Here is a 14,132-nt window from a genome sequence, read left to right on the forward strand (position 1 = left end):
CGGGTTCACCTTTCGAGCGGCTGGAGAGAACGAGCGAAGGAGCGAATGTCGCCGACGAGCAACTCGGGCTGCTCGAGCGCGGCGAAGTGACCGCCGCGGTCGAACTCCGTCCAGTGCGCGAGCGTCGGCAGGTCGCGTTCGGCGAAGCTGCGGACCGGCAGGAAGATGTCGTGCGGGAACACCGCGACCCCGACCGGGACGGCGGGCGGTGGCGGCTTCTGGCCGGCGGCGATGGCGCGCAACGCGGCGGCGCCCTCGTAGTAGAAGTTCGCGGACGTGGCCGCGGTCGCGGTCAGCCAGTAGATCGAGACCGCGTCGAGGATCTTGTCGCGGCTGATCGCGTCCTCGGGCACCTTGTCGGAATCGGTCCACTCCTTGTACTTCTCGACGATCCAGGCCAGCTGGCCGACCGGCGAATCGGTGAGCGCGTAACTCACCGTCTGCGGGCGCGTCTGCTGGAGCTTCATGTAGCCGGACAGCTCCTCGTCGAACTTGGCCAGCAAACCGAGGCGCGCCAGGTCTTCCTCGCCGAGCGCGGCGAGCTCGGCGGGGTCGCCGCTCGGGAACGTCATGAGCATGTTGACGTGCACGCCCGCGCAGTTCTCGGGGTCCAAAGTGCCCAGTGCCAACGAAATCACCGCGCCGGCGTCGCCGCCCTGGGCGATGTACTCGCGATAACCGAGCCTGCGCATCAGTTCGGCCCAGGCCTGCGCCATGCGCGGCACGTCCCAGCCGGTCTCGCGCAGCGGGCTGGAGAAACCGTAGCCGGGCAGCGCGGGGATCACCACGTGGAAGGCGTCGGCCGGGTCGCCGCCGTGCGCCCGCGGGTCGGTCAGCGGGCCGATCAGGTCGAGGAACTCGGCGACGGAACCGGGCCAGGCGTGGGTGAGCAGCAACGGGCGGGCATCGGGTTCCGGCGAACGCACGTGCAGGAAGTAAACGGGCGCGCCGTCGATTTCGGTGACGAACTGCGGGTGGCTGTTCAGCGCCGCTTCGGTGGCACGCCAGTCGTAGGAGGTGCGCCAGTATTCGGCCAGCTCCCGCAAATACGCGAGCGGCACGCCGCGGTCCCACCCCGTGCCGGGCAGTTCCTCCGGCCAGCGCGTGGCGGCCAGCCGCTCGCGCAGATCGTCGATGGCTGCCTGCGGGATCTCGACTCGGTACGGCTGCATGCTCGCCTCAAATCAGTACGATCGCGGCTGTCGGGGAAATCGGCCGGAATGTGTGCCCGAGGTCCGGCGAACCCATCCTCGCGCTACGCCGAATGGCGGCGCACCTCCTACGTTGCCGGGTCTTTCGGCCATTCGTCCCGCGACCCGGCGCGCACCGCCGCAATTGCGCAGTTCGAGCATTACCGTGCCGCTCCCGTTACCGGGAACACAACTCCTGAATTGCCGGGCCGGCACCGGAATCTGAGCAATGCGGGAGGTTGCCGGCCCGCCCGGGCCTGCGAAGGTTGTCCGGGAGACTCTCGAAGCCCGAATGGAAGGTGAGCGGCTGATGGCTGTTACTGCGATCCAGGACGTGCGAGACGTGCTGGCCGCCTACCCCGGACTCGCGGACGTCGCGGTCGTGCCGCACGTCCAGGAACCCGTCGGTGAGGTCCTGGTGGCCTACGTCGTGCCCACCAGCCCGGGCCTCGACCTGGTGGCGCTGCACAAGTACGTCCGGGAGCTGCTGCCGGGCAGCGCGGTGCCGGCCACCATCGTGGTCGTCGACGCCATCCCGGTGGACTCCGACGGAACGCCCGAGCGGCAAGCGCTCCCCGCACCCGACCTGCGTGGCCTCCTGCCCTACCGGTCACCCGGCACCCCTCGCCAGGAAGCGCTGTGCACGATCTTCGCCGAGGTGCTCTCCCGGACCCGGTGCGGGGTCGACGACGACTTCTTCATCATGGGCGGCGAATCGATCGACGCCATGCTGATCGCGAGCCGGGTGGGCCCGGCGTTCGGCCTGGAGATCTCGATGAACGAACTGTTCGACGCGCCCACCGTCGCGGAACTCGACCAGCTCCTGGACCGGATGAGCACCGGAGGCTGACGATGGTCAAGATCGCCGACCGGATGCGGGGCCTGCAGGCGTCCGTCATCGGGGCCATGACGGTGCGCTGCCAGGAAATCGGCGCCGTCAACCTCGCGCAGGGACTCAGCCGGGTTCCGCCGCCCGCCTCGCTGCTGACGGAGGCCGCGCGGAACTTCGAACACGCCGGGCATTCGTACAGCCAGCCCGAAGGACTCGCCGTCTTCCGCGAAGCCGTCGCCGACAAGGTGAAGAGGTCCAGCGGGCTCGGCGTCGAGCCCGCCACCCAGGTCGTCGCCACGGTGGGCGCGACGGGCGCGCTCATGGCGACGCTCACGGCGCTGCTCGACGCGGGAGACGGCGTCATCGTCTTCGAACCCTTCTACGGCTATTACCTTTCCGCGGCCAGGATGCTGAACCTGCGCCCGGAGCCGGTCCGGCTGACCGGACCGGGTTTCGAAATCACCGAGGAGTCGCTGCGGGCGGCCGTCACCGAGCGGACGCGCGCGATGATCATCTGCACGCCGAACAACCCGAGCGGGCGCCGGCTGACCGCGGCGGAGCTCAAGATCGTCGCGGCCGTCGCGGCCGACCACGATCTGCTCGTCATCACCGACGAGGTGTACGAAGACATCTACTTCGGCCCGGAGCCGCACCTCGCCGCGGCGACGGTCGGGAACCTCGCCGAACGCACGGTGACGCTGGGATCGCTGGGGAAGTCGTTCAGCGTGCCCGGCTGGCGGCTGGGGTACGCCTGCGGCCCGGAACAGCTGATGGGCGCGATCCGGGTCGCGGCCGACGCGTTCGTGGTCTGCGCGCCGGCTCCGCTGCAGGAGCTCGGCGCGCGTGCGCTGAACCTGGGCGAGGACTACTACCGCGACTTCCGCGCGATGTACGACCGGAAACGCCGCGCCCTGGCGGCGGGCTTCGCCGCCGCCGGGTTGTCGCCCAACGAACCGGAAGGCGCTTACTACCTGTTCGTCGACTGCTCGCGGATGGGCGTGGCGACCGGGGTGGAAGCGGCCGAGATCCTGCTGGAGAACGCCCTCGTCGGCACAGTGCCCGGCGAAGCGTTCTACCTGGACCCGCCGGACCGTCCGTACGTGCGCGCCTGTTTCTCCCTGCCGGACGAGGTAATTGCCGAAGCTGTCGACCGATTGGCGAACGGGGTACTGACCCATGGGTGAGAACGTGAGGGGCCGCGCGGTGCTCGTGACCGGCGCGGCCCGGGGTATCGGGCAGGCCATCGCGCGGCGGTTCGCGGCGGCCGGTGACCGGGTGGCGGTCCTGGACAAGGTGCCGGCCGCCCTCGCCGGGGACCTGGTGGCCGGGCTCGACGGCGAGGGGCACGTCGTCGTCGAGGCCGATCTGCTGGACGGCGACGCCGTGTCGGCGGCGGTGGACTCCGCCGCCGGGCAGCTCGGCGGGCTGGACGTCGTGGTGAACAACGCCGGCATCTTCGTCGCGCACCCGATCACGGAGGTCGACTACGCGACCTGGCAGAAGCACTGGGAGCTGACGCTGGGGGTCAACCTCATCGGCGCGGCCAACGTGACCTGGTGCGCGGTCAAGCACATGAAGGAGCAGGGACGCGGGGGGCGGATCGTCAACGTCTCGTCCCGGGGTGCGTTCCGCGGCGAGCCGGAGGTGCCGGCCTACGGGGCCAGCAAGGCGGCCCTGAACTCCCTGACCCAGTCACTGGCGATCGCGCTCGCGCCGCACCGGATCGCGGTCTCCGCCGTGGCGCCGGGCTTCGTGGCCACGGACATGACCACGGACTGGCTCAAGCCGCCGGGCGGCGACGAGATCCGGGCGCAGAGCCCGTTCGGCCGGGTCGCCGAGCCGGCCGAGATCGCCGCCGGCGTGTTCTACCTGGCCTCCGCCGAGGCCGAGTGGGCCAGCGGCACCATCCTCGACCTGAACGGCGCCTCGTACCTGCGGACCTGACCGGGCGGTGGAGCCGGCGACTTCAGGCCGCGGCACTCCGGCTCCGCTGCTCCATGAGCGCGACGATCTCCGCCACCGTGTCGAGCTCGAGCAGCTCGTCGTCGCTGATCTCGATGCCGTGGCGCTCGCCGAGCACCATGGACAGCTCGACGACGGCGAGGGAGTCCAGGCCCGCGTCTTCGCGGCTCGCGTCCGGGCTCACCGCGTCGGCGTCCAGCAGCAGCACCTCGGTCATGACCGACTTCAGCAGCTCGTACATTGCGTCCTCCCGTGTCCGTTGCCGGATGCCTATGCGTCGTGGATGTCGAGCTCGGGCCAGGTCAGCGTGGTGGCGCCCCAGGTGAGGCCGCCGCCGAACGCGGCGAGCAGCACCCGGTGGCCGGGCTCGAGGGTCCCGTTCGCGGCCGCCTGGGCGAGCAGGACCGGGATCGAGGCGGCGGCGGTGTTGCCGACTTCGGCGATGTTCGTCGTCGCCGCGTCCCGGTGCAGGCCGAGCCGGGTGGCCAGGGCGGCGCTGACGCGCGCGTTCGCCTGGTGGGTGATCACGCGGTCGACGTCGCCCAGCTGCCAGCCCGCCGCCGCCAGCGCCTCGGTCGCCGCAGCGCTCATCCGCTCGACCGACTGCCGGAACACCTCGCGTCCGCGCATCCGGAAGTACTGCGACCCGTCGTCGGGTGCCGGCTCCCGGAGGGGCAGCCGCGAGCCGCCGGCCCGCACCGTGATCAGCTCGCTGCGGTCGCCGTCGCTGCCCAGGACGAGCGGGCCGATGGCGCCCGGCTCGCCGGCCCGCCCGCGCCGCAGCACCACGGCGCCCGCCCCGTCACCGAAGATCGGCCTGGTCGTCGGGTCATCCGGGTCGAGCAGGGTGGAGAACGCTTCGGCGGCGATCAGCAGGACGCGCTCGGCCAGCCCGGCCGCGATGAAGCCCGCCGCCGTCGCCAAGCCGTAGACGAACCCCGTGCACACGGCGGAGACGTCGAACGCGGCGACGCCGCTCAGGCCGAGGCGCGCGGCCACGTCGGGCGCGGTCGCCGGGCAGCGGTAGTCCGGGGTCGTGGTCGCCAGCACGACGGCGTCGACCGGCCCGCCACCCGCCGACTTGAGCGCGGCCCGGCCCGCCTCGACCGCGAGGTCGGACGTCGCCTCCCCCGGCTCGACCCAGCGGCGCCGGGAGATCCCGGTCCGGCCTTCGATCCAGTCTTCCGACACGTCGAGCCGCTCGCACAGCTGCGTGTTGGTGACCGTCCGCTCCGGCAGCCAATAGCCGATGCCGCAGACGACCGCGCGATCCACCGGATCCGTCACGACTCGTCCCCGGCGCCCCGCAGGGCCAGCGCGACGTCCACGATGAGGTCCTCCTGGCCCGCGACCGCCTGCCGGCGGCCGAGCTCGAAGAAGACGTCACGCGGGTCGACGCCCTCGCGGGCCGAGATGTCGAGCACCCGGGGCTTGAACCCGGAGAACACCCCGGCCAGGCCGCTGACGATGGAGAGGGAGTCGACCTTGGGCGGCGCGGGCATCAGCTCGCGTTCGGCGACGTCCGCCGCGTCCAGGAGCCGGTACAGGTCGATGCCCGTGCGGTAACCGACGCGTTCGAGCACCGGCACCAGGACCTCGAGCTGGGTGTTGCCCGCCCCGGCGCCGAAACCCCGGGCACAAGCGTCCAAAATGGACGCGCCCGCGTCGGCCGCCGCGATGGAGTTCGCCACGGCCATGCCCAGGTTGTTGTGCCCGTGGAACATCACCGGCACGTCGACGGCGCCGCACATGGCCGTGATGCGCTCGGTGACGTCGGCCGGCAGGTAGTGGCCCGCGGAGTCCATGATGCCGACGCCGGTGGCACCGAACCCGACCAGGCGCGCGCAGTGGCCGGCGAGCTGCTCCACGGTCGCCATGTGGCTCATCAAGAGCACGGCGTGCGCCTCGACCCCCCGCTCGCGCAGGTAACCGAGGTGCCGCTCGGCCAGGCTGGACTCGGTGCAGTGGGTGCCGATGCGCACCAGGTCGACGTCGTGCGCGATGGCGTTCTCGAGGTCCTTGATCGTGCCCCAGCCGGGCAGCATGAAGACGCCGAGCTTGCTGTTCGTCAGTGCGTCCCGGGTGACCGACAGCATCTCGTCGTCGCTGAGCCTGGCCCGGCCGACCTGGAGCGAGGAGGCGCCCAAGCCGTTGCCGTGGCCGACCTCGACCACCGGGACGCCCGCGGCGTCCGCGGCCAGCGCGTAGGCGCGCAGCTGCTCGGCGCTCAGGCTGTGCCGGACGGCGTGGTGGCCGTCCCGGAGGCTCGGGTCGTGGATCTGGATCGGCTTGCCGGGGACGGCGTCCGGGGTCGTTGCCTCGCTCATGAGTTCACCACGCCTGCCATCGGGAGCCGGTCCGCCGCGTAGCTCTCCGCGACCAGGAGCGCGGCGGAATTGATGATGTCGAGGTTCCCGGCGTAGCGCGGGATGCGGTCCCCGGACGACGTGACCTCCACGGCGACGAAGCCCTTGCCGTCGTCCGCGCTGCACGCCTTCACTTCGAAGCCCCGGGCGAAGGACCGGACTTCGGCCGCGGCGCCCTGCACGGCCGAGCGCAACGATTCGGTGGTGAGGTCCTCGCCCAGCAGGGACATGGCCACGCGGAAGGTCGCCGGCGGCCGCGCGGGGCTGATGTTGAGGATCGACTTGACGTCCGCGACGCCGGTGAAGCTGCGGACCGCTTCCTGCGTGGTGTCGACGTATTCGTCGAGGTTCATGCGCGTCCCGCGGCCGATGCTCAGGGTGGCGGCGGTCGTCACCACCTCGATGTAGTCGATCGCGTGGGACCGCGTGATCGCGTGCAGGATCGGCACGGCCGCCTGCCCGCCGCAGCTCACCATGCTGAAGTCGCGGTGCGTGGCGATGTCCGCCCGGTTGACGGTCGGGAAGATCATCTGCCCGTGGCGGCTGGGCGTCAGGTCGATGAGCATCGTGCCGAAGGGCGCGAGCTTCGCCACGTGCTCGGCGTGGGCGGCGGCGCTGGTGGCGTCGAACACCACGTCGAACGGACGCTCGTTGTCCACCAGGGACTGAATGCCGCCCGCCGCGACCGGCACGCCGAGCTTGGCCGCCTGCCGCAGTCCCGACGTGGCTTCGTCCCGGCCCGCGACGAGCCCGAGCTCCAGCCGGTCGGAACGGAGGACCTTGGTCATGAGGTCGATGCCGATGAGGCCCGCGCCGAGCACAGCCACGGACAGCCGGCCGGGCGCCGTCCGGTTGTCGTTGTGGATCATTCGTCACTCCTGACGTGAGAGAACGGCTCGAGTGATCTGTCGCGGGAAATCGTCGAGGGGCGGAGAGCCCATGGGCATCCATGATTGCCGGAAAGAGCGCCGGCCAACGTCTTCCAGGTTGCGTGGCCACCGGCCGGCCGGGGCGAGCAAGCATGAAGATGACCGGATCCGAGACCGGAGCATACTTACCGAGAACGCGAAGACGATCCCGCGAGAAATGCCGCGCGTGTTCTTTTCCCGACCTCCAGCCGAATGTGCCGAGCCAAACCGGAGAATGCCATGACACGGCCGTTGACCGGCGCCGAGTACCTCGAGAGCATCCGCGACGGACGCGAGATCTACCACCACGGCAAGCGGGTCGACGACGTCACCGAGCACCCGGCGTTCCGCAACCCGGCCCGGATGATCGCCCGGCTCTACGACGCGCTGCACGACCCGGAGCACCGCGACGTGCTCACCACCGCCACCGACGCCGAAGGTTCCGACGGCTACACGCACCGCTTCTTCACCACGCCGCACAGCGCCGAGGACCTGGTCGCCGACCAGCGGGCCATCGCCACGTGGTCCCGGCTGACCTACGGCTGGATGGGGCGCAGCCCGGATTACAAGGCCTCGCTGCTCGGCACGCTCGGCGCGAACGCGGAGTTCTACAACCCCTTCGCCGCCAACGCGCGGCGCTGGTACCGGGAGTCGCAGGAGAAGGTCCTCTACTGGAACCACGCCATCGTGAACCCGCCGGTGGACCGGCATCTCCCTCCGGACCAGGTCGGCGACGTGTTCGTGCACGTCGAGCGGGAGACCGACAGCGGGGTGATCGTGACCGGCGCGAAGGTCGTCGCGACGAACTCCGCGCTCACGCACTACAACTTCATCGCCCACACCGGCCTGCCGATCAAGGACCGCAAGTTCGCCATCGTGGCCACCGTGCCGATGGACGCTCCCGGCCTGAAGCTGATCTGCCGCCAGTCGTACTCGGCCGCGGCGGAGGCGACGGGCAGCCCGTTCGACTACCCGCTGTCGTCCCGGATGGACGAGAACGACGCCATCCTGGTGATGGACAAGGTGCTGATCCCGTGGGAGAACGTGTTCATCTACGGTGACGCCGTCAAGGTCGGCATGTTCAGCGGGCATTCCGGGTTCTTCGAGCGGGCCATGTTCCACGGCTGCACCCGGCTCGCGGTGAAGCTGGAGTTCATCGCCGGGCTGCTGGCCAAGGCCCTGGACATCACCGGGGCCGCCGGCTTCCACGGCGTGCAGGCCCGGCTGGGCGAGGTGCTCGCCTGGCGGAACCTGTTCTGGGGCCTGTCCGACGCGGCGGCGCGGAACCCGGTGATGTGGCGGGACAACGCCGTCCTGCCCAACCCGGACTACATCATGGCCTACCGGTGGTTCTCCCAGGTCGGCTACGCCCGGGTCAAGGAGATCGTGCTGCAGGACATCGCGAGCGGGCTGATCTACCTGCCCTCGGGCGCGGACGACTTCCACAACGCCGAGATCCGGCCGTACCTGGACGCCTACCTGCGCGGCTCGCACGGTGTCGACGCGGTCGAGCGGGTGAAGGTGATGAAGCTGCTGTGGGACGCGGTCGGCACCGAATTCGGCGGCCGGCACGAGCTCTACGAGCTCAACTACACCGGAAACCACGAAAACACCAGGATCGAGCTGCTGCGGGGCCAGATCGGCGACGGGAAGCTGGACAGCTACCGCGCGTTCGTCGACCGCTGCCTCGCCGAGTACGACCTGGACGGCTGGCAGGTACCCGACCTCACCCGATAGAGTATGGAGCTCCACTGTGGACGTGTATCCGCTGAGTTCGCGGCAGCTGGACCCGGACGGCCTGGGCCGCTCACCCCGGCACATCGTCGCCCTCGCCCTGCGCATCAAGGGCGAACTGCGCGTCGACGCGCTCGAGGGCGCGCTCGACGAGGTGGTGCGGCGGCAGGAGGCCCTGCGCACCCGGCTCGACTACGACGAGACGGACGGGACCCGCGGGGTCCAGGTGGTGCTGCCGCCGCTGCCGGTTCCGCTCGCCGTGCACGACGTCGCGCCGGCGGCCGGCAAGTCCCGCGACGAGATCGCCATCGAGCTGCTCACCGCGGTGAACGAAGAGCCGGTGTCCTTCGCGGTCACGCCGTCGTTGCACGCCACCCTGCACCGGTTCGACGACCGTGACGCCGTGCTCACCGTCGTCTCCCACCACCTCTTCAGCGACGGCTGGTCGATCGGTGTGCTCCGCCGCGAGATCGCGGCCTGCTACCGCGCCCGGGTGACCGGGGTGCCGCACACGCTGCCGAAGCCGGTTCCGTACCGCGAGTTCGCGTCCTGGGAACAGGAGTTCCTGCGCAGCGAACGGGCGACGGCGGCCCGGCGCTTCTGGCAGGGCAAGCTGGCCGGCGCCGAGATGTGCACGATGCCCACCGATCGGCCCTTCAGCCCCGAAACCCAGGCGCCGCGGGCCGCGGTGCGGAACTTCACCATCGACCCGGACACCCTGGCGAAGGTCACCGCCGGCGCCGCCCGGCACCGGTGCAGCGTCTGGCACGTCTTCCTCGCCGCCTACATGGCGCTCGTGGAAAAGATCTCCGGCCGGGCCGACCTCACCCTGCTGACCGTGAACAGCGGCCGGCCGGCGCGGGAGTTCTACGACACCATCGGGTTCTTCGCCAACCTCGTGCCCGTCCGCCTGGAGTTCGACGACTGCGTGAGCTACGCCGACCTCATGCTCCGGGCCCGGAAGGCGAGCGCGGAAGCCCAGCAGCACCAGCTTCCCCTGGGGTCGATCCTCGAGCTGTACCCCGACCTGATGAAGGGCCCGGGCGATCCGCTGGCCCTGCCGGCCGGGTTCAACTACATCAGCTCGCCGGCGGACCACGAGGACACCGGGTTCACCACCAGCGTCGAACCGGTGACCCTGGCCGAAGAACAGCCCTCGTCGTTCCGCCGCGGCGCGTTCATCTGGACCTTCCTCGTCGTGCCCTCGGGGGAATTCCGCTGTGTCGTCGAGTACGAGCCCAGCGCGGTGGACGCGAGCACGGTCGATCGCTGGGGTGCCGAGTACATCGACCTGATCCTGGCGATGGCCGACCGGCCGGACCAGGTCTGGGCCCGCGGGCAGGCGTCGGGAAAGTCGGACAACGGCGGAGGACTCTCGTGACGACAGTCATCGATCTCTGGATCACGGAAAGCCCCGGCAGCACCCTTCCCGGCTTCGGCGACCCGCTGGTGCTCGCGGCCGAGTCGTTCAACCGGGCGCACCCGGAGTTCGAGGTGCGCATCCGCCGGGTCGAGGTCCACTTGATGCCCGAAGCGGTCGTCGAGGCGATCGCCCAGGGGAATCCCCCGGACGTCGTGGAGTACACGTACTCGTCCACCCAGACGGCACTGGACACGCGCGCGGCCGACGGCGCACCGATGTTCGTCCCGATCCAGCGGGCGATCGCCGGCCGGACCGAGATCCTCGGCGAGCCGGTGGTCGTCGACGACCTCGTGCCCGCCGTCCGCCGGTACTACAGCGTCGGCGGTGAACTGGTCTCCGTGCCGAGCATGGTGACGACGAACCTTCTGTACGGCAACAAAACCGTGCTGGACCGCGCCGGGATCGAGCGGATGCCCGTGACGTGGAAGGACCTCACGGCGGCGTGCGCGATCCTCGCCGCGCTGCCGGACGGACCGGGGCACGGCGTCAGCTGGCCCAACTACGGCTGGGTGTTCCACCAGGAGCTCGCCGGCCAGGACGCGCTGCTCACCAACGGCGGCAACGGCCGGACCGGCCGCGCGACCCGCGTCTTCCTGGACTCGCCGGAGCTGCTCGGTTACGCGAGCTGGTGGAAGGAGATGCTCGAGAGCGGGTACTACCTCCCGACCGAGGAACTCCACTACTTCACCTGCATGCAGGCCTTCGCGCGGCAGGAAATCGCGTTCGTGGTCACGTCTTCGGCCGTCGGCCAGATGATGGTCGGCATGGCCGCCGAAGCCGGCTTCGAACTCACGGCGGGCCAGCTGCCGCGCCCGGACGAGCAGCGCTCCCCCGGCGGCCCCCTCGGCGGCCATTCCCTCTTCCTGACCGCGGGGCTGCCGAAGGAGAAGGAGGACGGCGCTCTCGCTTTCCTCCAGCACCAGCTGAACGCGGAGCACGCGGTGACCCGGATCAGCGTTCCCGGGAACCCGATGACCTCGCTGCCGATCACCCAGGCCGCTCACGAGCGCACGAAGGCGGACGACTGGGCCGATCCGTTCCCCGGTTTCCAGTGCGCCACAGCGCAAGTGACGTCAGCCGAACAGACCCCGGCGGCGGCCGGCCCGATGGTCGGCAACCTCAACGGCATCAACGTCGTCCTCACCGAGGCGATGGCGGACGTGCTGCTCCGGGACGCGGAGCCGGCGGCCCGCTTCCGCGCGGCGACCGAGGAAGCGCAGCACCTGCTCGACCGCTACAACGCGGCGGCCCTCGCCTACCCGCCCGTGACCCCGGACGACCTCCTGGCCGGCTGACGCACTCCACGAACGGTCCTTTCTTCGCGCATTCCGCGGGGAAAGGACCTTTCGCTGTCAAGGAACTCCGCACTTTCGGAGATGCCCGCGGCCACGGAATGCACGATCGGCGGGAATCGCGCCGGCCGGTCTGGTCAACGCAACGTGACCGCGTGCATGATGTCCGTCATGACTTGCCTTGCCCGTCGCATGTTCGAGCTCCTGGAGCCGATCTGCCTGGTCACCTTCTTCGCCGACGAATGCAACGAGGAACTGGCCGCGCTCGGCCACCGCACCTATTGGGACGGCTATTTCGCCAGCCGCGCCGCGCCACTCGGGCGGGTGCCGGCCTCCGTCGTGCACGCGGCCTTCTACAGCTTCGCCGACGGCGAGGCCGCGCGGCACATCCCCAGCGCGTGGGAGACGATCCCGCCCGAGGCCTCCCTCGCCGCGCGCGAGCGGGGCAGCGCGGCCTCCCTCCGGCGGATCCTCGGCGACGAGCAGGCCGGCTCCCCCGGCCTGCTATGCGCCGCCGAACTGACCACCAAGGCCGCGACGAGCGCACCCACGGAAGGCCGGATGATGTACGCCGCGATGCGCGCCCTCCCGGTGCCGGGCGACCCGGTCGCCCGGCTGTGGCATTCCGCGACCATGCTGCGCGAGCACCGTTGTGACGGGCACATCGCCGCGCTCGTCGGCGCGTCCATCGGCGGCACGGAGGCCCACGTGCTGTCCGCGCTGGAGATGGGGATCCATCCGCCGGAGTCGTTCGGGCGCGTCCACCACCTGCCGAAGGAGCGGCTGGCCGCGGTCATGGCCGGCTTGCGCGAACGCGGGTTCGTCGACGAGGACGGCTGGTTCACCGACGCCGGCCGCAAGACCAAGCAGCACGTCGAAGCCCTCACCGACGACCTCGCCACCCCGCCGTACGACGCTCTCTCGCCCGCCGAGCTCGACGAGCTGGTGGCCGCGCTGACCCCCATCACCGCGGCGCTGGTGGCCGCGGGGATCCCGGCGCCGGTCCGGAACTGACGACGAGAAGGGCGCCCGGATCACTCCGGGCGCCCTTCTTCGTGCGGCGGCGCGTCAGGCGGCGCGGTCGACCTGGGTGCCGGTCGGGACGGACGTGATCACGGCCGTGCCGCGTCCGCGGCGGGACGTGGCGAACCGTTTCATGATGGGCTGTTCGACGAACTTGAACGTCAACCAGGACAGCAGCAGGGTCACCGCGAACAGCAGCGCCAGCACGGCGGCCGAGGTCAGCGTGCTCCAGTTCTCGCCCTGGCCCAGCAGGTTGTGGCCGGTGACGAGCACCAGGTGGTGCCACATGTAGAAGGCGAACGAAATGTCGCCCAGCCACACCATCAGCCGGCTGCCGAGGAACGTCGGCAACCGGTCGAGGTCGGCCCGCGCGCCGGCGGCGATGAGCAGGCCGAGCGGGATCAGCATGACCGCGCTGAACTGGTAGAGCGGTCCGAACAGCGGGGTGACGAAGTAGGCGCCGACGGTCAGGGCGACCGCTCCGCCGAGCTTCAGCGGGAGCTTGCGCCCGGCGAGCACGACCTTCGCCATGAAGATGCCGAAGACGAACGTCAGCAGCTGGCCCGCCGGGCAGTGGAAGACGAACCACAGCTCGAGGTCGCTGAAGCCCTGCGGGAACTGCTGGCCGGCCGGCAGCAGCTTGGCGAAGCTCGGGAGCGACAGCACCGAGGCGGCCGAGATGAGCGTCCAGAGCCACAGCCGCTCCGGCCGGACCTTGTTGATCAGCTTGATGATGAACGGGAACGCGGCGTACATCAGCAGCTCGCACGACAGCGACCAGGCGACCGGGTTGAAGCTGGTGCGGACGTCGAGGCTGGGGCTCCAGCTCTGCAGCAGCAGCGCGTTCAGCACGCCGCCCTGGAGCACCGTGCCGGTGATCGCCGTCACCGGGATGAGCGCGACCGCGAAGGTGATCAGGTGGTTGGGGTAGATCTTGAAGAACCTTCTGCGCCAGAACTTCGGGGCGGTGTCCCGCGGCCGCAGGGCGCAGGTGAGGACGAACCCGCTCAGGATGAAGAAGAAGGTCACGCCGGTGAAGCCGCCGCCGCCGAACACCGTGTTCGTGACGGTCTGGGCGCCTTTCGAGGCGAAGGGAGCCAATACGATCGCGTGGAAGGCGAACACCATCAAGGCCGCGATGAAACGGAGTCCGGTCAGCGACGGCAAACGCGTGGTCAGATTTCGCGCCGGGGCCGGCCCCGAACGGGATTGGGTTGCTTCCTGCGACATGGATCTACTCCCTGCTCCTGCTTTCGTGATTGGCAGCACGAGGAGTTTCGCACGGGGGAACACGTGCCGACGCCTTCTGGAATTGCACGCGTGGGGTGCCCGGACGAGCGCCGAACGTGACGTACCGCGCGGACGCGAAAACGGGGAAAGCCCTGGGGTGCGGGCACTCGCA

13 protein-coding genes are annotated in these 14,132 nt (G+C 70.4%); 7 read left to right on the forward strand and 6 right to left on the reverse strand.

Going from position 1 to position 14,132, the window contains the following annotated elements:
- Nucleotides 1-5: 5 nt before the first annotated feature.
- On the reverse strand, nucleotides 6-1,172 hold the full coding sequence (locus ACZ4TR_RS17985) for an epoxide hydrolase family protein (RefSeq protein WP_465288039.1): 1,167 nt from the start codon (nucleotides 1,170-1,172) through the stop codon (nucleotides 6-8).
- 328 nt (nucleotides 1,173-1,500) lie between these two features.
- Between ACZ4TR_RS17985 and ACZ4TR_RS17990 the strand changes: the two genes are divergently transcribed.
- Genes ACZ4TR_RS17990 through ACZ4TR_RS18000 form a run of 3 tightly spaced genes read left to right on the forward strand, consistent with a single transcriptional unit; the run spans nucleotide 1,501 to nucleotide 3,966 of the window.
- Complete coding sequence (locus ACZ4TR_RS17990) at nucleotides 1,501-2,040, forward strand: phosphopantetheine-binding protein (RefSeq protein ID WP_465288040.1); 540 nt, start codon at nucleotides 1,501-1,503, stop codon at nucleotides 2,038-2,040.
- A gap of 2 nt (nucleotides 2,041-2,042) precedes the next feature.
- On the forward strand, nucleotides 2,043-3,206 hold the full coding sequence (locus ACZ4TR_RS17995) for a pyridoxal phosphate-dependent aminotransferase (protein WP_465288041.1): 1,164 nt from the start codon (nucleotides 2,043-2,045) through the stop codon (nucleotides 3,204-3,206).
- Entirely contained in the window at nucleotides 3,199-3,966 is a 768-nt protein-coding gene (locus tag ACZ4TR_RS18000; protein ID WP_465288042.1) for an SDR family NAD(P)-dependent oxidoreductase, read from the forward strand. The genes ACZ4TR_RS17995 and ACZ4TR_RS18000 overlap by 8 nt, the downstream gene beginning before the upstream one ends.
- Nucleotides 3,967-3,988: 22 nt before the next feature.
- Here ACZ4TR_RS18000 and ACZ4TR_RS18005 read toward each other — a convergent pair whose 3' ends face one another.
- The 4 genes from ACZ4TR_RS18005 to ACZ4TR_RS18020 are packed head-to-tail and all read right to left on the reverse strand — an operon-like array spanning nucleotide 3,989 to nucleotide 7,219.
- Complete coding sequence (locus ACZ4TR_RS18005; protein WP_364524436.1) at nucleotides 3,989-4,225, reverse strand: acyl carrier protein; 237 nt, start codon at nucleotides 4,223-4,225, stop codon at nucleotides 3,989-3,991.
- A 29-nt stretch (nucleotides 4,226-4,254) separates the two neighbouring features.
- Nucleotides 4,255-5,271, reverse strand: a complete 1,017-nt coding sequence (locus ACZ4TR_RS18010; RefSeq protein ID WP_364524434.1) for a beta-ketoacyl-ACP synthase III — start codon at nucleotides 5,269-5,271, stop codon at nucleotides 4,255-4,257.
- The gene (dmpG, locus tag ACZ4TR_RS18015; protein WP_465288043.1) at nucleotides 5,268-6,311 is read right to left on the reverse strand and encodes a 4-hydroxy-2-oxovalerate aldolase; all 1,044 of its coding nucleotides are present in this window, start codon (nucleotides 6,309-6,311) and stop codon (nucleotides 5,268-5,270) included. Before dmpG ends, ACZ4TR_RS18010 begins: the two co-directional genes overlap by 4 nt.
- On the reverse strand, nucleotides 6,308-7,219 hold the full coding sequence (locus ACZ4TR_RS18020; protein ID WP_465288044.1) for a hypothetical protein: 912 nt from the start codon (nucleotides 7,217-7,219) through the stop codon (nucleotides 6,308-6,310). The genes dmpG and ACZ4TR_RS18020 overlap by 4 nt, the downstream gene beginning before the upstream one ends.
- 279 nt (nucleotides 7,220-7,498) lie before the next feature.
- On the opposite strand from ACZ4TR_RS18020, the gene ACZ4TR_RS18025 reads away from it, so the two are divergent.
- The 4 genes from ACZ4TR_RS18025 to ACZ4TR_RS18040 all read left to right on the forward strand — a co-directional run bounded on the left by ACZ4TR_RS18025 (nucleotide 7,499) and on the right by ACZ4TR_RS18040 (nucleotide 12,721).
- A complete protein-coding gene (locus ACZ4TR_RS18025) occupies nucleotides 7,499-8,995 on the forward strand; it encodes a 4-hydroxyphenylacetate 3-hydroxylase family protein (RefSeq protein ID WP_364524428.1) in 1,497 nt (498 codons plus the stop codon).
- 16 nt (nucleotides 8,996-9,011) lie between these two features.
- The gene (locus tag ACZ4TR_RS18030; RefSeq protein WP_465288045.1) at nucleotides 9,012-10,373 is read left to right on the forward strand and encodes a condensation domain-containing protein; all 1,362 of its coding nucleotides are present in this window, start codon (nucleotides 9,012-9,014) and stop codon (nucleotides 10,371-10,373) included.
- Nucleotides 10,370-11,710 carry an extracellular solute-binding protein gene (locus ACZ4TR_RS18035; protein WP_465288046.1) on the forward strand — a complete coding sequence of 447 codons (1,341 nt, stop codon included), beginning with the start codon at nucleotides 10,370-10,372 and terminating at the stop codon, nucleotides 11,708-11,710. The genes ACZ4TR_RS18030 and ACZ4TR_RS18035 overlap by 4 nt, the downstream gene beginning before the upstream one ends.
- A 168-nt stretch (nucleotides 11,711-11,878) precedes the next feature.
- Entirely contained in the window at nucleotides 11,879-12,721 is an 843-nt protein-coding gene (locus tag ACZ4TR_RS18040) for an SCO6745 family protein (protein ID WP_465288047.1), read from the forward strand.
- Between the two features lie 54 nt (nucleotides 12,722-12,775).
- Here the strand turns inward: ACZ4TR_RS18040 and ACZ4TR_RS18045 are convergent, their stop codons facing one another.
- A complete protein-coding gene (locus ACZ4TR_RS18045) occupies nucleotides 12,776-13,960 on the reverse strand; it encodes an acyltransferase family protein (RefSeq protein ID WP_465288048.1) in 1,185 nt (394 codons plus the stop codon).
- Nucleotides 13,961-14,132 lie beyond the last annotated feature (172 nt).

The sequence above is a fragment of the Amycolatopsis sp. NPDC028719 genome (assembly GCF_055565395.1).